An 18,973-nucleotide genomic window follows, 5' to 3' on the forward strand; every position below is an offset into this window, starting at 1 on the left:
ATGCCAAAGCCCGCCGATCACCGCAATCACGCAGCTGTCAGCACGTCGGTCCTGTCCGCGTTGTTTCTGGGCGCCGGTGCCGCGCTGCTGAGCGCATGCTCGTCGCCGCAGCACGCGTCTACAGTTCCGGGTACCACGCCGTCGATTTGGACCGGATCGCCCGCGCCGTCGGGACTTTCGGGTCACGACGAGGAGTCGCCCGGTGCGCAGAGCCTGACCAGTACCCTGACGGCGCCCGACGGCACGAAGGTAGCGACCGCGAAGTTCGAGTTCGCCAACGGCTATGCCACCGTCACGATCGCGACGACCGGCGTCGGTAAGCTCACGCCCGGCTTCCACGGCCTACACATCCACCAGGTGGGTAAGTGTGAGCCCAACTCGGTTGCCCCCACCGGCGGTGCGCCCGGCAACTTTCTGTCCGCCGGCGGCCACTACCACGTGCCAGGGCATACCGGCACCCCCGCCAGCGGCGACCTGGCCTCGCTGCAGGTACGCGGTGACGGTTCGGCGATGCTGGTGACCACCACCGACGCCTTCACCATGGACGACCTGCTGAGCGGCGCGAAAACCGCGATCATCATTCACGCCGGCGCCGACAACTTTGCCAACATTCCGCCAGAACGCTACGTCCAGGTCAATGGGACTCCGGGTCCCGACGAGACGACGTTGACCACCGGCGACGCCGGCAAGCGGGTGGCGTGCGGTGTCATTGGTTCCGGCTAGCTTGCCTGCCCGCAGGTCGGCCGCCCGAATTGATTTCGCAGGCTCACCGCGGCCCACCCTCGGTGTGGAGTGGGAGTTCGCGCTCGTTGACTCGCAGACCCGCGATCTGAGCAATGAAGCCACCGCGGTTATCGCCGAAATCGGCGAAAACCCGCGGGTCCACAAGGAATTGCTGCGCAACACCGTAGAGATTGTCAGCGGTATCTGCGAATGTACCGCCGAGGCAATGCAGGATCTGCGCGATACCCTGGGCCCCGCCCGTCAGATCGTGCGCGACCGCGGGATGGAGCTGTTCTGCGCGGGTACCCACCCCTTCGCGCGGTGGTCGGCCCAGAAGCTCACCGACGCGCCGCGGTACGCGGAGCTGATCAAACGCACCCAGTGGTGGGGCCGGCAGATGCTGATCTGGGGTGTACACGTGCATGTCGGGATTCGCTCGGCGCACAAAGTGATGCCGATCATGACGTCGCTGCTCAACTACTACCCGCATCTGTTGGCGCTCTCGGCCTCATCACCCTGGTGGGGTGGCGAAGACACCGGGTATGCCAGCAACCGGGCGATGATGTTCCAGCAGTTGCCCACCGCCGGGCTGCCGTTTCACTTTCAGAGGTGGGCGGAGTTCGAAGGTTTCGTGTACGACCAGAAGAAGACCGGCATCATCGACCATATGGACGAAATCCGTTGGGATATAAGACCCTCACCCCATCTGGGCACCCTGGAGGTGCGGATCTGCGATGGCGTGTCCAACCTACGAGAGCTCGGCGCGCTGGTCGCGCTGACGCATTGCCTGATCGTCGATCTGGACCGCCGCTTGGACGCCGGCGAAACGCTACCGACCATGCCTCCCTGGCACGTCCAGGAGAACAAGTGGCGTGCCGCCCGCTACGGCCTGGACGCGGTGATCATCTTGGACGCCGACAGCAACGAACGGCTGGTTACCGATGACCTCGCGGATGTGCTGACCCGGCTGGAGCCGGTCGCCAAGTCGCTGAACTGTGCCGACGAGCTTGCCGCGGTCTCCGATATCTACCGCGATGGCGCCTCCTACCAGCGGCAGCTGCGAGTGGCGCAGCAGCATGACGGCGATTTGCGCGCGGTAGTTGACGCGCTGGTTGCCGAGCTGGTGATTTAGCCGATGCGGGCTGGCTGAGTGTGACGTCCGCCAGCCGCGAGGAGATTGAGGTTTAGGTGATGGCCGATTTCGCGCCGGTTGAGTTGGCGATGTTCCCGCTCGAGTCGGCGCCGCTGCCCGACGAAGATCTGCCGTTGCACATCTTTGAGCCCCGCTACGCGGCGCTGGTCCGTGACTGCATGGACACCGCGGATCCTCGCTTCGGTGTTGTACTGATCTCGCGTGGCCGCGAGGTCGGCGGCGGCGATACGCGATGTGATGTCGGGACGCTGGCCAGGATCACCGAATGCGCGGACGCGGGTTCGGGTCGCTATATGCTGCGCTGCCGGGTGGGCGAACGGATCCGGGTGTGCGACTGGCTGCCCGACGATCCGTACCCGCGTGCGAAGGTACGGTTCTGGCCCGACCAGCCGGGGCACCCAGTGACGGCTGCCCAGCTGCTGGAAGTCGAAGACCGGGTTGTGGCGCTATTCGAGCGGATCGCTGCCGCCCGGGGAGTTCGGCTGCCGGCCCGTGAGGTGGTATTGGGCTACCCGGTGGTTGACCCAGCCGATACCGGGCAGCGTCTGTACGCGCTGGCATGTCGAGTGCCGATGGGCCCGGCCGATCGGTACGCCGTGCTGGCGACGCCGTCGGCGGCCGATCGATTGGTCCGCTTGGGTGACGCGCTGGACTCGGTGGCCGCGATGGTGGAGTTCGAGTTGTCGACGTAACTGCCCTACGCGGTGCGTCTGACCCACTGGGCCTGAACCACATTCACTGCGCCGAGCACCATATACGGACCCGTCACCGCCGGCAAGCGCATCCGGGTGCGGAACCGGCTCGACAATGGTCAACGCCTTCGCACCATTGCCGACCAGTACCCGCAATTGCTCGACTTCATCAGTGGTCGCTAGGACCGAAGGTCACCCTTGGTGCCGAACTTACGCAGCGACGCCACCTGCAGCGGATCCAGCGACGCGCGCACGGTTTCTCGCGCGGTCGCCAGGTCGGCGGCGGTGACGTTGGCGGCATCGATGGAACGCCGCATCGCGGTAAGCGCGGCTTCGCGCAGCAGCGCCACACAGTCGGCGGCACTATAACCGTCGAGTCCGGCTGCCACCTCGTCCAGGTCGACGTCGGAGCTCAGCGGGATCGACTTGCCAGCGGTGCGCAGGATTTCGCGGCGAGCGGCAGCGTCGGGCGGTTCAACGAACACCAGCCGTTCTAGCCGCCCCGGGCGCAGCAGCGCCGGGTCTATCAGATCGGGCCGGTTGGTCGCGCCTAGCATGACGACATCCCGCAGCGGGTCAATACCGTCGAGCTCAGTCAGCAGCGCGGCCACCACCCGGTCGGAGACGCCCGAGTCGAAGCTCTGACCGCGCCGTGGCGCCAGAGCGTCCAGCTCGTCGAGGAACACCAGTGACGGCGCGGAGTCGCGGGCCCGCCGGAATAGCTCGCGGACTGCCTTCTCCGAGGAGCCCACCCACTTGTCCATCAGCTCCGACCCTTTGACGGCATGCACGCTCAACTGTCCGGTGCTGGCCAGGGCACGAACCACAAAGGTCTTGCCGCAGCCGGGCGGGCCGTACAGCAACACCCCGCGCGGCGGTTCGACACCTAGCCGAGCGAAGGTGTCGGGGTGCTGCAGCGGCCACAGCACCGCCTCGGTCAGTGCTTGTTTGGCCGCGGCCATGTCACCGACATCGTCGAGCGTCACGTCACCCACGGTGACTTCGTCGCTGGCCGAGCGGGACAGCGGCCGGATGACGGTCAACGCACCGAGGAGGTCGTCTTGGTGCAGCATCGGTGGTCGGCCGTCGGCACTGGCTCGAGACGCTGCCCGCAGCGCCGCCTCGCGAACCAGCGCAGCCAGGTCGGCCACGACGAAACCCGGTGTGCGGGAGGCGATTTCGTCGAGGTTGAGGTCTCCGGTAGGAACCGGATTCAGCAGCGCCTCCAGCAGCGATTTGCGGGTGGCCGCGTCGGGCAGCGGCAGGCCAAGCTCCCGGTCGCACAACTCGGGGGAACGCAGCCGGGCATCGAGTTGATCGGGCCGTGCTGAGGTGGCGATCAATACCACACCGGCGGTGGCCACCGCGGTACGCAGCTCGGACAGGATCAGCGAGGCTACCGGCTCGGCGGCGGCTGGCAGCAGGGCGTCGGCATCGGTGATCAGCAACACACCGCCCTCATGGCGAACCGCCTGCACTGCCGAGGCCACGGCTTTGACCCGGTCTCCGGCGGCCAGAGCTCCAATCTCCGGACCATCCAGTGTCACCAACCTTCGGCCGTCGCACACCGCGCGCACCAGCGTCGCCTTGCCCACCCCGGCCGGACCCGACACCAGCACACCCAAATTGGTGCCGGCGCCCAAGGTCTGTAGTAGGTGCGGCTCATCGAGGGCAAGCTTGAGCCATTCGGTGAGCTTGGCAGCCTGCGGCTGGGCGCCCTTGAGCTCTTCGATCTGGATCTCCGGACTCGAGATGCTCACTTGCCCGGCCGTGGACGTACCCATTGCGGCCGGGACCCCAGCGCCCCAGGTGACCAGCGAGTTGGGCTGCACGCTGACCGGCCCGTCGGGGTCGACGCCGGTAACGGTCAGCAGCTCCGAGGTCCAACTGATCCCGACCGCAGCTGCCAATGCGCGGCTGGCAGCCGACGTGGATGTGCCGGGGCCTAGATCGCGGGGCAGCAGCGAGACCGCGTCACCGACGGTCATCACCTTGCCGAGTAGGGCCTGCCGCAGCGTGACCGGCGGCACCGACTGGGTGGCCAGCGTTGAACCGCTCAGCGTCACCGATCGCGCTCCGTAGACGGTGACCGGGCTGACGATCACCTCGGTGCCTTCGCGAAGGCCCGCATTGGACAGTGTGACGTCATCGAGCAGCACCGTCCCGACCGCGGTGTCTGCCGCGGCCAGGCCGGCGACCGCGGCGGTTGTCCGAGAGCCGGTCAGCGACACCGCGTCCCACTCGCGGATGCCAAGGGCAGCAATGGCATTGGGGTGCAACCGAACGACGCCGCGGCGTGAGTCGACGGCCGAGGTGTTCAGCCGGGCGGTAAGGGTGAGTTGGCGGGCCGGGTCCGGGTGGGTCACAGCCGTCGACCCGGCTTGCGCAGGCCCAGCCGCGCCATCGACGGCCGGTAGGGATGCGCCCGGCGGCTCGCGCGCCGCACCGCGCGCCGTTGCTTGGGCTTGTCGTCCCACACCTCAGGGTGTTGGGCAAGCCAGCGCTGGCTGCGCACCGCGAAAGGAATATGGCACATGTAGGCGATGATGATCACCCAGATCAACAAGTAGGGGGCCAGGACTGCGGCCGCCGCGCAGATAGCCAGCACCGCCAGCAGGGCGGCCGCGTAGTTGGGTGGTACCGACACGGCGTGCATCTTTTTCATCGGGATCCCGCTGACCAAGAGTATCGACGTTCCCGTCACCCAAAAGCTGAGGAACCAGCCCGAGGTCCACCATCCTTCGCCGAACTGCATTTTGAGGGCTAGCAGGCCGATCATGGAAACCGCGCCCGCCGGCGCGGGCATTCCGACGAAGAATTCATGCGCGTAGGCGGGCTGGGTTCCGTCGTCCTGCAGTGCGTTGTACCGCGCCAGCCGTAATACCACGCACACCGCGTAGAGCAGCACGACCACCCAACCGACCGGCCACTTCGACAACATCGACACGTAAAGCACCAGCGCGGGTGTCACTCCGAAGTTCACCGCGTCGGCCAGTGAGTCGATCTCTGCGCCCATCCGCGACTGGGCATCCAGGATGCGGGCCACCCGGCCGTCGAGCCCGTCGAGGATGGCCGCTGCGGCGATCAGTGCCATCGCGGCCTTCGGCTGGTGCTCGAGCGCAAACTTGATTGCGGTCAGTCCCGCGCAAATGGACAGCACCGTCATCGCGCTGGGCAGTATCTGCAGGTTTACCCCTCGCCTGCCGCGGGGCTTTCCGATCATCGACATTCGGCCAGCACGGTCTCGCCGGCGACCGCGCGCTGGCCGACGTTGACGATCGGCTCTGCGCCCGCTGGCAGGTAGGTATCCAGCCGGGAGCCGAACCGGATCAGGCCGTAGGTGTCACCGATGGCCAGCTTGTCTCCGACGTGTGCGTCGCACACAATGCGGCGCGCCACCAGCCCGGCGATCTGCACCGCGACCACCTCGGCGCCGTTGGGCATGCGGATCCGCACACTGGTGCGCTCGTTGTCGTCGCTCGCCTCCGGTAGGTCGGCCGACCCGAACCGGCCCGGCCGGTGTTGCACGGCGATCACTTCCCCGCTCACCGGGGCACGTTGCACGTGGGCGTCCAATATCGACAGGAAGATGCTGACTCGCGGTAACGGCGTGTCACCCATGCTGAGTTCGGCCGGTGGGGCCGCTGAGTCGATCGCGCAGATCACGCCGTCGGCGGGCGCGACAATGGCAGCCGGCCTGGTGGGCGGTACCCGCTGCGGGTGCCGGAAGAAGCCCGCGCAGGCAGCGGCCGCCAGCAGACCCGTGCCGCGCAACCACCGGTAGCGGTGTCCGACGGCCGCAATCGCAAGGCCGGCGGCAATGAACGGCCGCCCGGCCGGATGAACCGGTGGAACGGCGGACCGCACCAGGGCGAGCAGATGTTGCGGGCCGTCGGGGCGGGGGCGTCTGGCCACGGGGTCATCTTACGGAGCTTCGTGCCGCAGGTTGGGTGCACGGCACTAGGATCGGTCCGGTTAGGTCAAGTCCCAGACTTGCAGCTGCGTTCCGGCAGCCACCTCCACGACGTCCTCCGGGATGTCCAGAAGTCCGTTGGCCGATGCCAACCAACGCAAATGGTGCGACGCCGGTGGGCCGTAGCTGATGACCGTGCCTGCCTGGTGATCGAGTATTGCGCGTCGGAACTGACGTTTGCCGCGCGGCGATGTCAGGCTCGCGGTGAGTACCGCGCTTCGGTGCGGCCGGTACGGATCCGGCAGGCCCATGGCCATGCGCAGCGGGGGACGGATGAACACCTCGAAGGACACCAGCGCGCTGACCGGGTTGCCGGGAAGGGTGACGATCGGCGTACCTGCCACCCGCCCGACGCCCTGGGGCATTCCGGGTTGCATCGCCACCTTGACGAATTCGACACCGTGGTCGCCTCCCCGGTAGTCAGCGCTGCCGAACGCGTCTTTGACCACCTCGTAGGCTCCGGCACTGACACCGCCGCTGGTGATGATCAGGTCGGCGTCCACCGCGTACCGGTCAAGGATCGCGCCGAACTGCGCGACGTCGTCGCCGGCGGTTGCGGTGGCGACCACAGCGGCGCCCGCATCGCGGACGGCAGCGGCCAGCATGATCGAGTTGGACTCGTAGATCTGACCCGGTTGTAGGGGCGTGCCTGGCGACGCCAGCTCCGACCCTGTGGAGATCACCAGCACCCGCTGACGGGGGAGCACCGGCAGCTCGGCCAAACCCAGCGCGGCGGCCAGGCCGAGCACCGCCGGGGTCACGATCTGGCCGTTGTGCAGCACCGTGGTACCGGCGGCGACGTCTTCGCCCGACCGTCGGATGTGCTTGCCTGGGGTGGCCTGTTGGCGGATCGCCACCGAATCGACGCCGCCGTCGGTGGCTTCGACCGGCACGATCGCCGTCGCACCGGTGGGCACTGGCGCACCGGTCATGATCCGGTGCGCAGTCACAGGCTGCAGCGTCAGCATGTCGGCGCGCCCGGCGGGAATGTCCTCGGCGACCGGCAACATCACCGGATTTTGCGGTGTGGCACCTGAGGTGTCTTCGGCGCGCACCGCATAGCCATCCATTGCGGAGTTGTCGAAAACCGGCAGCGACAGCGGTGCGACCACGTCGCCGCCCAGGACCAGACCTTGAGCCTGGGTCAGCGGAACCGTAATCGGGCGACAGGCGCGCATCATCTCCGCTACGACACGTTGATGCTCCTGGACTGACCGCACCCGGCCATTATCGGTCGTTCAGACTCCGAAGCTGACGCCGGTGAGTTCTTCGGAGACGGTCCAGAGGCGGCGCTGCAGATCTTTGTCGTGGGACTGCGCGCTGGATTGGACCACCTTCGGGTGACCGCGCTGCTCGCCGAACCCGTCCGGGCCGTAGTATTGCCCGCCCTGCGTGGTCGGATCGGTGGCGGCACGCAGTGTTGGCAGGGCGCCCATCTCTGGGCTTTGGAAAAGCAACGGCCCGAGCACGGTAGCGACGGGCCGGATAAGTCGCGGCAGGTTGCGAGTCAGCTCGGTGTTGGAGCCGCCAGGGTGAGCGGCGACGGCGATGGTGGATTTGCCCGCTTCGCCCAGCCGGCGTTGCAGCTCGTAGGTGAACAGCAGATTAGCCAGTTTGGCTTGTCCGTAGGCGGCGACGCGGTTGTAACGGCGTTCCCACTGCAAGTCGTCGAAGTGGATGGCAGCGTGAATCCGGTGGCCCTGGCTGCTGACGGTCACCACCCGCGAACCGGGTACCGGCAGCATGTGGTCGAGTACCAGTCCGGTTAGTGCGAAATGACCGAGATGGTTGGTACCGAACTGCAGCTCGAAACCGTCCTTGGTGACCTGCTTCGGCGTCCACATCACGCCGGCGTTATTGATTAGCACGTCGATGCGCGGATAGGCCGTGCGTAACGCGTCGGCGGCTGCGCGCACCGAGTCCAGCGAGCACAGATCGAGTTGCTGCAGCGTGACGTGGGCGCCTGGGCGGGCGGCCATGATGCGGGCCCGGGCGGCGTTGCCCTTCTCGAGATTGCGGACGGCCAACACTACGTGTGCACCGCGGTCGGCAAACACGGCGGCGGTGTGGTAGCCGATGCCGGTGTTGGCGCCGGTGACCACAACGACGCGCCCGCTTTGATCGGGGACGTCTGCGGCCGACCATTTACGGGTCTTGTTGTCGTTGGCGGTCATGGGCCGAACATACTCACCCGGATCGGAGGGCCGAGGACACGGTCGAACGAGGGGCATGACCCGGTGCGGGGCTTCTTGCACTCGGCATAGGCGAGTGCTAAGAATAACGTTGGCACTCGCGACCGGTGAGTGCTAGGTCGGGACGGTGAGGCCAGGCCCGTCGTCGCAGCGAGTGGCAGCGAGGACAACTTGAGCCGTCCGTCGCGGGCACTGCGCCCGGCCAGCGTAAGTAGCGGGGTTGCCGTCACCCGGTGACCCCCGTTTCATCCCCGATCCGGAGGAATCACTTCGCAATGGCCAAGACAATTGCGTACGACGAAGAGGCCCGTCGCGGCCTCGAGCGGGGCTTGAACGCCCTCGCCGATGCGGTAAAGGTGACATTGGGCCCCAAGGGCCGCAACGTCGTCCTGGAAAAGAAGTGGGGTGCCCCCACGATCACCAACGATGGTGTGTCCATCGCCAAGGAGATCGAGCTGGAGGATCCGTACGAGAAGATCGGCGCCGAGCTGGTCAAAGAGGTAGCCAAGAAGACCGATGACGTCGCCGGTGACGGCACCACGACGGCCACCGTGCTGGCCCAGGCGTTGGTTCGCGAGGGCCTGCGCAACGTCGCGGCCGGCGCCAACCCGCTCGGTCTCAAACGCGGCATCGAAAAGGCCGTGGAGAAGGTCACCGAGACCCTGCTCAAGGGCGCCAAGGAGGTCGAGACCAAGGAGCAGATTGCGGCCACCGCAGCGATTTCGGCGGGTGACCAGTCCATCGGTGACCTGATCGCCGAGGCGATGGACAAGGTGGGCAACGAGGGCGTCATCACCGTCGAGGAGTCCAACACCTTTGGGCTGCAGCTCGAGCTCACCGAGGGTATGCGGTTCGACAAGGGCTACATCTCGGGGTACTTCGTGACCGACCCGGAGCGTCAGGAGGCGGTCCTGGAGGACCCCTACATCCTGCTGGTCAGCTCCAAGGTGTCCACTGTCAAGGATCTGCTGCCGCTGCTCGAGAAGGTCATCGGAGCCGGTAAGCCGCTGCTGATCATCGCCGAGGACGTCGAGGGCGAGGCGCTGTCCACCCTGGTCGTCAACAAGATCCGCGGCACCTTCAAGTCGGTGGCGGTCAAGGCTCCCGGCTTCGGCGACCGCCGCAAGGCGATGCTGCAGGATATGGCCATTCTCACCGGTGGTCAGGTGATCAGCGAAGAGGTCGGCCTGACGCTGGAGAACGCCGACCTGTCGCTGCTAGGCAAGGCCCGCAAGGTCGTGGTCACCAAGGACGAGACCACCATCGTCGAGGGCGCCGGTGACACCGACGCCATCGCCGGACGAGTGGCCCAGATCCGCCAGGAGATCGAGAACAGCGACTCCGACTACGACCGTGAGAAGCTGCAGGAGCGGCTGGCCAAGCTGGCCGGTGGTGTCGCGGTGATCAAGGCCGGTGCCGCCACCGAGGTCGAACTCAAGGAGCGCAAGCACCGCATCGAGGATGCGGTTCGCAATGCCAAGGCCGCCGTCGAGGAGGGCATCGTCGCCGGTGGGGGTGTGACGCTGTTGCAAGCGGCCCCGACCCTGGACGAGCTGAAGCTCGAAGGCGACGAGGCGACCGGCGCCAACATCGTGAAGGTGGCGCTGGAGGCCCCGCTGAAGCAGATCGCCTTCAACTCCGGGCTGGAGCCGGGCGTGGTGGCCGAGAAGGTGCGCAACCTGCCGGCTGGCCACGGACTGAACGCTCAGACCGGTGTCTACGAGGATCTGCTCGCTGCCGGCGTTGCTGACCCGGTCAAGGTGACCCGTTCGGCGCTGCAGAATGCGGCGTCCATCGCGGGGCTGTTCCTGACCACCGAGGCCGTCGTTGCCGACAAGCCGGAAAAGGAGAAGGCTTCCGTTCCCGGTGGCGGCGACATGGGTGGCATGGATTTCTGACCCCGGCGAGAAGTCGCAGCGAGGAGCCCGGTCCCTTTGTGGGGCCGGGCTCCTCTGGTTGGGAGCTACGGTACCGAGAACACCACGCAGTCGTGTAGGCAACCTTTGGCCGCTGTGGGCGAGTCGGGGGCCGCGTCTCGGTGCAGCAGCGCGCGGATGGGTACGACACCGCAGCGGGCGGTGTCGTCATCGGGGCCTGCGTCCGACGCCTGGGCACGGCCGTCGACGATCAGCGAGTAGCCGCTAGGATCGGATGGCGGCCACAACAGGGTGACTTCGCTGCGGTGGGCCAGGTTTTGCCGCGTACGACCCCCGATCAGGCCGACGTCGACCACTGCCCGGGGTCCATCGGGGCCGTCGGGGAGTTCGCGCAGCACCGGCTCGACTGCCACCGTGTGCACGCGATGGCCATCATCGACGGTGATCAGGTAAGCGAACGGGTAGTCGGGCAAGGCGGCGGCCAGCCGTTTGAGGTCTACCTTTTTGGCACCCACGGATTCGAGGATAGGCGCCCGATGTGTTACTCCGAACCGACCGGCTGCCCGATCCGCGGGCTGGCGTAGGCGGATTCGCGGTCGGGGCTCGGGTAGAAGTTCGACTTGGGGATGCCGGAGCCGGGGGTACTCGGCTCACGCACGGCGGTATTCCGCAAGCCCGAGTCGTTGCTGCCCGAGTTGACGAAGCTCGGGTAGCTGGTGCCAGGGCTTCTAAGGCCCGGGTTTGCGCCCGAGCCAGCCGCGGCACTGCCGCTACCGGGGTTCGGGTTGCCTGAGTCCAGGCCGCCAACAGGAGCACTGGCCGGGGCGGCGACGGGCGTGTTGGTCAGGCCCGAGTTGAGGACGTTCGCCAGGCCGTGTTGGAGACCGCCCGTTGATCCGAGGGCGGAGGCGAGGATGCCCGAACTCAAAGCCGCCGTGCTCATGCCGCCGGTGGCGTAGCCGGCGGAGCTGACCAAGGCCGCCTCCGAGCCAGCCGCGCTTCCTAAGGCGGCGTTTTGCATCCCCGCGTTCCAGAAGCTGGTGTTGAGGCTGCCTGCGCTGCCGAGGCCCGCGTTGATTGTCCCCGAGGTCCCGATGCCGCTGTTCAGGGAGCCCGAATTCCCGATGCCGATGTTTCCGCTGCCGGAGTTGAATAAGCCGACGTTGCCGGTGCCCGAGTTCCCGAAGCCGATGTTGCCGCTACCCGAGTTGAAGCCGCCGAAACCCATCTGGTGATCACCGGTGATCCCGAACCCGATATTCCCGCTACCGGTGTTGCCGAAGCCGATATTCCCGTCGCCGAGGTTGCCGAGGCCCAGGTTGCCGCTGCCGGTGTTGCCGCTGCCGATGTTGCCGGTGCCGGTGTTGCCGCTGCCGATGTTGTTGTTGCCGATGTTGTTGTTGCCGATGTTGCCGCTGCCGGTGTTGCCGAAGCCCAGATTGATCTGGCCGTTCTTGCCGATGTCGATGCCGAGGTTCCGCAAGACCTGCTGCCAGGGCGCCAGTTGTGCGACGGCCGCAGACGCATCGAAGTGGTAACCAGCCATCGCCGCCACGTCCAATGCCCACATTTGCTCGTATGCCGCCTCGACGTCCATGAGCGCCGGAGCATTCTGCCCAAACCAGTTCGTAGCTGCCAGCAGCTGCATCAGGCCACGATTGGCCGCTACCACTGCCGGCTGCACGGTGGCCGCCAGCGCCGCCTCGAACGCGGTCGCTATTGCCATGGCCTGTGCGGCCGCTTGTTCCGCCTGCGCTGCCGCCGTGCTGAGCCAGGCTAGGTACTGGGTTGCGACGGCCATCATCGCCGCCGCGGACGGACCCAGCCAGGCGCCACTAGTCAGTTCGGATGTGACGGAGCCAAGCGACGCTATTGACGCGAGCAATTCTTCGGCCAGCTCGCCCCAGGCGGTGGCCGCAGCAATTAGCGGTCCCGACCCGGGACCGGCAAACATCAGTGCCGAATTGATCTCTGGCGGCAACCACGCAAAATGCGGGCTTGTCACTGATCCAACTTAACTGTCAGCGACCGTTGCCGTGGCGGTATCGGCACTTCAATACCACTCATCTTTGGGGTCATCTTTGGAGCGCCCCTAGGAACCGCCAGCTTACCTAGTCCCGGGTAGGGGCCGACTGGCGGCCGGGATGCAGCTGAGGGTCTGCCACCTGCCCCGTAATGTCGCTGGTATGGCAAGCACCGACGCCGCGGCCCAAGAGTTGCTCCGCGACGCGTTCACCCGGTTGATCGAACATGTCGACGAACTCACCGACGGCCTCACCGACCAACTCGCCTGCTACCGCCCGACCCCCAGCGCCAACAGCATTGCGTGGCTGCTCTGGCACAGCGCCCGGGTGCAGGATATACAGGTCGCCCATGTGGCCGGCGTGGAAGAGGTGTGGACCCGCGACGGTTGGGTGGACCGCTTTGGGTTAGATCTGCCGCGGCACGACACCGGATATGGACACCGTCCCGAGGATGTGGCGAAGGTACGGGCACCCGCCGACCTGCTGTCGGGGTACTACCACGCGGTGCATAAACTGACCCTGGAATACATCGCTGGCATGACCGCAGATGAGTTGTCCCGTGTGGTGGATACCAGTTGGAATCCGCCGGTTACCGTCAGCGCACGGTTGGTGAGCATCGTCGACGACTGCGCTCAGCACCTCGGGCAGGCCGCCTACCTGCGGGGGATAGCCCGATAACGGCGACATCCGCCGGATCGCTGAGGCGATGGTCAGCTACGCCGAAGATCGCCTGCACCGATGGTTACCTGACGCTAGCCGGCAGCGCCGCCCTAGTGGTACCCGGCGTGTTCGTCGCGATGCTGGGCACCATTGTCGCGCCGAGACTGCGGTGAGGGGCCGGGGTGTGCGTCCTCGGCTCACCCGAGCGGCAGCTCGGCCAAGATGGTACCGGTGGGCTGTGGTGATCCGGTGCCGGGTTCGACGGTGAATGCCAGTGCGGTCGAGGCTCCGAGATCGGTCAGCGTCGCCGTCGTCGAGGGCGTCACCGCCGCGGTGCCCATCGTCCCCGCCGACCTCGGCCCTTTGGCCCCTCCCAGCAGCCACATCTGATACACGGTTCCCCGGGATGGTGGCGCCACATTGTTCATCACCAGCAGACCTGTGTTGCGGTCGCGGGAGAACACCACCGTGGCCGTCCCGGCGCCCAGTGGGCGAGAGACCGTCCGTACGTCCGGCGCCGTCAGAACTTGCTCGGCCACGGTGGGGGGTGGCGATGGCCGGGTCAGCACCCCCAGGCCGAACGCCCCCAGCCCCACAGCGATCGCCGCTGCGGACGCAAAGGCTGCCGTACGCCAGCGTGATTGGCGCCTAACCTCGGGCTTGGTCGCATCCAGGATGGCCGTCCGCAGATGTGCTGGCGGCTCGGCGGTGGTGGCCGCCGAGACGACGGCCATCGTCTCGCGGACGGCTCGAACTTCGTCGTTGAAAGCCGCGGCTACCGGCGAGGGCGCGGCGGCCACCCGTCGGTCGATGTCGGCTCGTTCATCGTCGGACACAGCGTTCAGGGCATACGGGGTAGCCAGCTCGAGCAGCTCAAAATCGGTATGTTCAGTCATGAGCGCCGCTCTCCCAACGCATCGCTTCGCTCGGCCGGCGCAGTCATGACACGTCCAGGCAGTTGCGCAGGCTGCGCAGGGCGTCGCGCATGCGGGATTTGATGGTCGACAGATTGGCCGCTAACCGCCGCGAAACTTCGACATACGTCAGCCCGCCGTAGTAGGCCAGTTCGATGCACTGCCGCTGCGTGTCGGTCAACGCCTTGAGGCACTCGGTCACCCGGCGCCGCTCATCACCGGCGATCGCCAGGTCGGCGACGACGTCACTCGCGGGATCGACGTTGGCCGCACCATAGCGCACTTCCCGCTGGTTGCCGGCTTGCTCGCAACGGACTCGGTCGACAGCGCGCCGGTGGGCCATGGTCAAAAGCCAGGCCAACGCGGAACCTTTGGCGGAGTCAAACTCCGACGCGTTCCGCCACACCTCAAGATAGATCTCCTGGGTGGTTTCTTCGCTGTAGCCGGTATCACGCAGCACCCGCATCACCAGTCCATACACCCGCGACTTGGTGTGGTCGTAGAATTCGGCGAATGCGGCCTGGTCGTGACCAGCGACCCGGCGCAACAGGGCGTCCAGGTCGCTGCTCAGCCGTGGCGGTCCGGTCATCGATGGGTAGCCTATCGCCAGCCGGCGCCGTGATGGTCAAGCCGGTCATCACCGACGCGCCGATCGCGGTGGCCGGGGCACGAAATAGGCTGTTCGCCTTTGATATTCGGCGAAACCGGGGCGACCCTTCAGGTATCTCTCAGTCAGCCGGGCTCCGCTGACGTCCACCAGCAGGTAGGTCATCAGCAGCGGCGAACCCACCGTGGCCAGCGGCGCCCAGTCGTTGATCGTGATCAACCACAACCCCCACCAGACACAGGCATCGCCGAAGTAGTTGGGGTGACGCGTCCAGGCCCACAGGCCGCGGTCCATGATGACCCCGCGATTGGCCGGGTCGGATTTGAATACCCACAGTTGCCAATCTCCCACCGCTTCGAAGGTGATACCGACCAGCCACACGGCTAAGCCCACGCCCCCAACAGCCAGTAACGGCTTCGGCGTCGGCCCGGTGACTGCGGAAAGCTGCAGCGGGAATGAGACGAACAACGTCAGGAGGCCCTGTAATCCGAAGACCTTGCGCAATGCCTGCACAGGCGTGGCACCGCGCAGCAGGTCGGCGTAGCGGGGATCCTCCCCCTGACCGGCTGTCTTGCGGTACATGTGCCAGCTCAGCCGCAGACCCCAGGTCGACACCAACGCTAGTAGCAGCCATCGGCGAACCGGGTCGCCGTGGCCGAGCGTCGCGGCGGCGACGGCGACGGCGACGAAACCCAAGCCCCATACCACGTCGACGACGTTGTACCGGCCGATGCGGCGGCCGATCGCAAACGCCACCGAATGCACCACGGCCACAGCCAAAGCCGACACGCTGGTTACCACGACGATGTTCACGGGGGGCCCTCGCGGATCAACGTCCACTGGTAGACGTCCAGATAGCCCGACCGGAAGCCCGCCTCCGAGTACGCCAGGTACAGCTCCCACATCCGTGCAAACACCTCGTCGAAACCTAAATGCGCCAGCCCATCTCGCCGCTGCATAAATCGTTCCCGCCAGAGCCGCAGCGTCTCGGCGTAATGCGGTCGCAGCGAGGCCGCGTCGACGATGCGCAGCCCGGTGTGTTGCCCGGTGATGTCGATGATGGCCTGCGTGGACGGTAGCAGTCCGCCAGGGAAGATGTACTTCTGGATCCAGGTCTGGGTGTGGCGGGTGGCCAGCATTCGGTGGTGCGGCATGGTGATCGCTTGAATCGCTACCGGGCCACCCGGGCGCACCAACTGTTCTAGCGCGGCGAAGTACCGTGGCCACGAACGGTATCCCACCGCCTCGATCATCTCGACTGAGACTACTGAGTCATACTGCCCGTCGACGTCGCGGTAGTCGCACAAGTCGATCTCTACCCGGTGGCCAAAGCCGGCCGCGGCGACCCGCTGCCGAGCCAGCCGTTGCTGCTCCACCGATAGGGTCACCGAGCGGATGTGGGCCCCCCGTGCGGCCGCGCGAATGCACAGCTCGCCCCATCCGGTGCCGATCTCGAGAACGTGGCTGCCCTGCTGGACCCCGGCCACGTCGAGCAGCCGGTCGATCTTGCGGCGTTGGGCTGCGGCCAACTCGGTCCAGGCGGGAGTTGGCTGGGCCAGCAGGTCGGTGAACATTGCGCACGAATACGTCATGGTCTCGTCGAGAAACGCGGCGAACAGGTCGTTCGACAGGTCATAGTGCACGGCTATATTGCGCCGGGCCTGATCTCGGCTGTGGTCTGGCCAACTAGGTCGAAAGGTCGGCGTGATCGGCCGCAGCCAGTGCAGCGAGCGCGGTACCAGCTCGTCCACCGACCCTGCCAGCACGGTCAACACCCGCGTGAGCTCCTTCGACGACCATTCGCCGGCCATGTAGGACTCGCCGAAGCCGATCAAGCCGTGGCGCCCGATCCGGCGTGCAAGTGCGTCCGGCCGATGGATGAACAGGCTGGGTGCGCGCGGATCGGCGGCACCTGTTGCCGTTCCGTCGGAGTAGACCAATCGCAGCGGCAAGTGAGTGGCCGTGCGCCGAAGCAGCCGGTTGGCGATTGCCGCCGATGCCGCGGCTAGGGGACCGCGCGGCACCTTGGCAACCGCTGGCCAGCGATCCGAATCGATTGCTGCCGACGGTGTCTGGCTGGTTTCGACGGTCATCGCGGCACCACCGGAACTCGACGTAGCCACAGTCTGATCCCCTGTATCCTGATGCGCGCGGCCACCACCATCGGCGCCAGCGGTGAAATGATTTGCATCATCGCGATCTGTCTTGTCGTTGCCGGTCGCCGCTGCCCACGCAGGGTGGCTGTGAATTCCGGGCACACCTGCCGGCGGTCACGGTGCAGCGTCACCGTGACGTCGAGTTCGCGGTCGGGCCGTGGTGCCCGTATCAGGTAGTAGCCGGCTAGCTGATGAAACGGCGAAACGTAGAAGTTCTTGGCCGTCACCACGGGCAGGTCGGCCGGCGGTAGCAGGTAAGCATGGCGTCCGCCGTAGGTGTTGTGCACCTCGGCAATGACATGGCGCAGTTGGCCGTCGCGGTCGTGGCACCAGAAGATGCTCAACGGGTTGAAGACATAGCCGAGAACGCGTGCTTGCAGCAGCGCGGTGATACGGCCGTCGGGGACGGCAAGGCCGCGAGCGGCAAAGAAGGCGTCCAGCCGGTCACGCAGCGAGCTATGCGGCGGACACGAGAACGGGTCAGCGAAGTGGTCGTCGGCGTGGAACCGTGCGAACGGTCGCAGCCACCAGGGCAGCTGGGGGAGGTTGTCGACATCCACGTACCAGCTGTAGCTGCGGTATGCGAACGAGTGGTGCACCGGGACTTGTCTGCAGTGGCTGATCGTGGTGCGGTAGATCGCCGGCGTCAGGGTTTGAGTCAGCACGCGACCATCGCCTCCTGTGGGATCGCTGCCGGCCAGTCGGCGCCAAGGCGCCGGGCCGCCCGCAGACCCGAGGCGGCGCCGTCCTCGTGGAATCCCCAGCCGTGGTAGGCGCCGGCGAATACCACCCGATTGTCACCCAGCGTCGGCAATAAGCGTTGGGCTGCAACCGATTCCGGTGTGTACAGCGGATGGCTGTAGGTCATCTCGGCGATCACCGAGCTGGGATCAACCCGGTCGTGGCCGCCGAGGGTGACCAGATACCGGCGGCCACCGTCGAGGCGCATTAGCCTGCTGATGTCGTAGCTGACCACGACCTGGTGCTGCCCGGGTGTCACCAGGTAGTTCCAGGATGCGCGGGCGCGATGGTGGCGGGGCAGGACCGACTCGTCGGTGTGCAGCTGGGCGCTGTTGGTGGAGTATGCGATCGCGCCCAGGACCGCGCGCTCGGCCGGTGTCGGCTCGTCGAGCAACAGCAGCGCCTGGTCGGGATGGACCGCGACGACGGCCGCATCGAAACGCCGCGACGGCCCATCACCCGCGCCCACCAATACCCCGTCCGGCAGCCGGCGCAGCGAGTGCACTGGCGTGCGGGTCGACACCTCGTCCAGCTGAGCTGCGATCGCCTGCACGTAGTTGGCGGAACCTCCGGTGACGGTACGCCAGGTTGGCGACCCGAACACCGACAGCATGCCGTGATGGTCGAGGAAGACGAACAGATACCGGGCCGGATAGCGCAAGGCGTCGGCCCCGCCGCAGGACCACACGGCGGCGACCAAGGGTGTGATGAAGTAATCGACGAAATACTGCGAGAAGTGGTGCCGGCTCAGGAAGGCTTCCAGCGTCTCCGGTTTGTCTTCCGCGTTGTCGGTCTCCTCACGCAGCAGGCGAGCCGCGGCGCGGTGGAAGCGGAGAATCTCGGCAAGCATGCACAGATACCGTGGCCGCAGCGATTGCCGGCAAGCGAACAGCCCGCGCGCTCCCAGTGCGCCGGCATATTCGAGTCCGATGTCGTCGGCGCGCACCGACATCGACATTTCCGACTCCTGGGTGGCCACACCCAGTTCGGCGAACAATCGGCACAACGTTGGATAGGTTCGGTCGTTGTGCACCAGGAACGCCGAGTCGACGCCGACGACGTCGGTGCCCCGGGGGCCGCCACCGTTGTCCAGATAGTGGGTGTGGGCATGACCGCCCAGCCGGCCGTCCGCCTCGTACAGGGTGACTCGGTCCCGTCCAGACAGGATGTAGGCGGCGGTGAGGCCGGCGACCCCACTTCCGACAACAGCCACCGATCGTCGGAGTGATTGCTGCACATCCTGTATTCGGAGCGGCCGGCT

18 protein-coding genes are annotated in these 18,973 nt (G+C 66.5%); 5 read left to right on the forward strand and 13 right to left on the reverse strand.

Features of this window, described 5'->3' with window-relative positions; all coding sequences use genetic code 11:
• Genes sodC through Rv0434 form a run of 3 tightly spaced genes read left to right on the forward strand, consistent with a single transcriptional unit; the run spans position 1 to position 2,568 of the window.
• Positions 1-723, forward strand: coding sequence for a superoxide dismutase (gene sodC / locus Rv0432; protein NP_214946.1), 723 nt, complete (start codon positions 1-3; stop codon positions 721-723).
• 1 nt (position 724) lies between these two features.
• The gene (locus Rv0433; protein ID NP_214947.1) at positions 725-1,855 is read left to right on the forward strand and encodes a carboxylate-amine ligase; all 1,131 of its coding nucleotides are present in this window, start codon (positions 725-727) and stop codon (positions 1,853-1,855) included.
• Positions 1,856-1,914: 59 nt separating this feature from the next.
• The gene (locus Rv0434; protein NP_214948.1) at positions 1,915-2,568 is read left to right on the forward strand and encodes a hypothetical protein; all 654 of its coding nucleotides are present in this window, start codon (positions 1,915-1,917) and stop codon (positions 2,566-2,568) included.
• A gap of 179 nt (positions 2,569-2,747) precedes the next feature.
• Here the strand turns inward: Rv0434 and Rv0435c are convergent, their stop codons facing one another.
• From Rv0435c to Rv0439c, 5 genes are read right to left on the reverse strand one after another with little or no spacing between them, the layout of a single operon-like run.
• Positions 2,748-4,934: an ATPase gene (locus Rv0435c; protein ID NP_214949.1), complete on the reverse strand. Its 2,187-nt coding sequence runs from the start codon at positions 4,932-4,934 to the stop codon at positions 2,748-2,750.
• Positions 4,931-5,791 (reverse strand): CDP-diacylglycerol--serine O-phosphatidyltransferase, encoded by an 861-nt coding sequence (pssA, locus tag Rv0436c; protein ID NP_214950.1) that lies wholly within the window; start codon positions 5,789-5,791, stop codon positions 4,931-4,933. The genes Rv0435c and pssA overlap by 4 nt, the downstream gene beginning before the upstream one ends.
• Positions 5,788-6,483, reverse strand: a complete 696-nt coding sequence (psd, locus tag Rv0437c; RefSeq protein NP_214951.1) for a phosphatidylserine decarboxylase — start codon at positions 6,481-6,483, stop codon at positions 5,788-5,790. Before psd ends, pssA begins: the two co-directional genes overlap by 4 nt.
• Before the next feature lie 60 nt (positions 6,484-6,543).
• Positions 6,544-7,761, reverse strand: coding sequence for a molybdopterin molybdenumtransferase (moeA2, locus tag Rv0438c; protein ID YP_177725.1), 1,218 nt, complete (start codon positions 7,759-7,761; stop codon positions 6,544-6,546).
• A gap of 18 nt (positions 7,762-7,779) precedes the next feature.
• A complete protein-coding gene (locus Rv0439c; protein NP_214953.1) occupies positions 7,780-8,715 on the reverse strand; it encodes a dehydrogenase/reductase in 936 nt (311 codons plus the stop codon).
• A gap of 293 nt (positions 8,716-9,008) precedes the next feature.
• Here Rv0439c and groEL2 point away from each other — a divergent pair, with 293 nt between their 5' ends.
• Entirely contained in the window at positions 9,009-10,631 is a 1,623-nt protein-coding gene (gene groEL2, locus Rv0440) for a molecular chaperone GroEL (protein NP_214954.1), read from the forward strand.
• Between the two features lie 65 nt (positions 10,632-10,696).
• On the opposite strand, the gene Rv0441c is transcribed toward groEL2, so the two are convergent.
• Together Rv0441c and PPE10 are read right to left on the reverse strand one after the other, a co-directional pair.
• Entirely contained in the window at positions 10,697-11,125 is a 429-nt protein-coding gene (locus Rv0441c) for a hypothetical protein (protein ID NP_214955.1), read from the reverse strand.
• Between the two features lie 26 nt (positions 11,126-11,151).
• Positions 11,152-12,615 (reverse strand): PPE family protein PPE10, encoded by a 1,464-nt coding sequence (gene PPE10, locus Rv0442c; protein ID YP_177726.2) that lies wholly within the window; start codon positions 12,613-12,615, stop codon positions 11,152-11,154.
• A 181-nt stretch (positions 12,616-12,796) separates the two neighbouring features.
• On the opposite strand from PPE10, the gene Rv0443 reads away from it, so the two are divergent.
• Positions 12,797-13,312 carry a hypothetical protein gene (locus Rv0443; RefSeq protein NP_214957.1) on the forward strand — a complete coding sequence of 172 codons (516 nt, stop codon included), beginning with the start codon at positions 12,797-12,799 and terminating at the stop codon, positions 13,310-13,312.
• Positions 13,313-13,491: 179 nt separating this feature from the next.
• On the opposite strand, the gene rskA is transcribed toward Rv0443, so the two are convergent.
• The 6 genes from rskA to Rv0449c are packed head-to-tail and all read right to left on the reverse strand — an operon-like array spanning position 13,492 to position 18,949.
• A complete protein-coding gene (rskA, locus tag Rv0444c) occupies positions 13,492-14,190 on the reverse strand; it encodes an anti-sigma-K factor RskA (protein ID NP_214958.1) in 699 nt (232 codons plus the stop codon).
• A gap of 43 nt (positions 14,191-14,233) precedes the next feature.
• On the reverse strand, positions 14,234-14,797 hold the full coding sequence (gene sigK, locus Rv0445c; RefSeq protein NP_214959.1) for an ECF RNA polymerase sigma factor SigK: 564 nt from the start codon (positions 14,795-14,797) through the stop codon (positions 14,234-14,236).
• A gap of 48 nt (positions 14,798-14,845) precedes the next feature.
• On the reverse strand, positions 14,846-15,616 hold the full coding sequence (locus Rv0446c; protein NP_214960.1) for a transmembrane protein: 771 nt from the start codon (positions 15,614-15,616) through the stop codon (positions 14,846-14,848).
• Positions 15,617-15,624: 8 nt separating this feature from the next.
• Positions 15,625-16,908: a cyclopropane-fatty-acyl-phospholipid synthase UfaA gene (ufaA1, locus tag Rv0447c; protein NP_214961.1), complete on the reverse strand. Its 1,284-nt coding sequence runs from the start codon at positions 16,906-16,908 to the stop codon at positions 15,625-15,627.
• Complete coding sequence (locus Rv0448c; protein NP_214962.1) at positions 16,905-17,570, reverse strand: hypothetical protein; 666 nt, start codon at positions 17,568-17,570, stop codon at positions 16,905-16,907. The genes ufaA1 and Rv0448c overlap by 4 nt, the downstream gene beginning before the upstream one ends.
• Positions 17,571-17,629: 59 nt before the next feature.
• The gene (locus Rv0449c) at positions 17,630-18,949 is read right to left on the reverse strand and encodes a hypothetical protein (RefSeq protein NP_214963.1); all 1,320 of its coding nucleotides are present in this window, start codon (positions 18,947-18,949) and stop codon (positions 17,630-17,632) included.
• Between the last annotated feature and the right edge of the window lie 24 nt (positions 18,950-18,973).

The sequence above is a fragment of the Mycobacterium tuberculosis H37Rv genome (genome assembly GCF_000195955.2).
Lineage (GTDB): Bacteria > Actinomycetota > Actinomycetes > Mycobacteriales > Mycobacteriaceae > Mycobacterium > Mycobacterium tuberculosis.

Excerpts from the sequence above, each read along its gene's own strand:
- ufaA1 (NP_214961.1), bottom strand. The coding sequence starts at position 16,908 with ATGACCGTCGAAACCAGCCAGACACCGTCGGCAGCAATCGATTCGGAT.
- sodC (NP_214946.1), top strand. The coding sequence starts at position 1 with ATGCCAAAGCCCGCCGATCACCGCAATCACGCAGCTGTCAGCACGTCG.
- Rv0434 (NP_214948.1), top strand. The coding sequence starts at position 1,915 with ATGGCCGATTTCGCGCCGGTTGAGTTGGCGATGTTCCCGCTCGAGTCG.
- rskA (NP_214958.1), bottom strand. The coding sequence starts at position 14,190 with ATGACTGAACATACCGATTTTGAGCTGCTCGAGCTGGCTACCCCGTAT.
- groEL2 (NP_214954.1), top strand. The coding sequence starts at position 9,009 with ATGGCCAAGACAATTGCGTACGACGAAGAGGCCCGTCGCGGCCTCGAG.
- Rv0439c (NP_214953.1), bottom strand. The coding sequence starts at position 8,715 with ATGACCGCCAACGACAACAAGACCCGTAAATGGTCGGCCGCAGACGTC.
- sigK (NP_214959.1), bottom strand. The coding sequence starts at position 14,797 with ATGACCGGACCGCCACGGCTGAGCAGCGACCTGGACGCCCTGTTGCGC.
- Rv0443 (NP_214957.1), top strand. The coding sequence starts at position 12,797 with ATGGCAAGCACCGACGCCGCGGCCCAAGAGTTGCTCCGCGACGCGTTC.
- pssA (NP_214950.1), bottom strand. The coding sequence starts at position 5,791 with ATGATCGGAAAGCCCCGCGGCAGGCGAGGGGTAAACCTGCAGATACTG.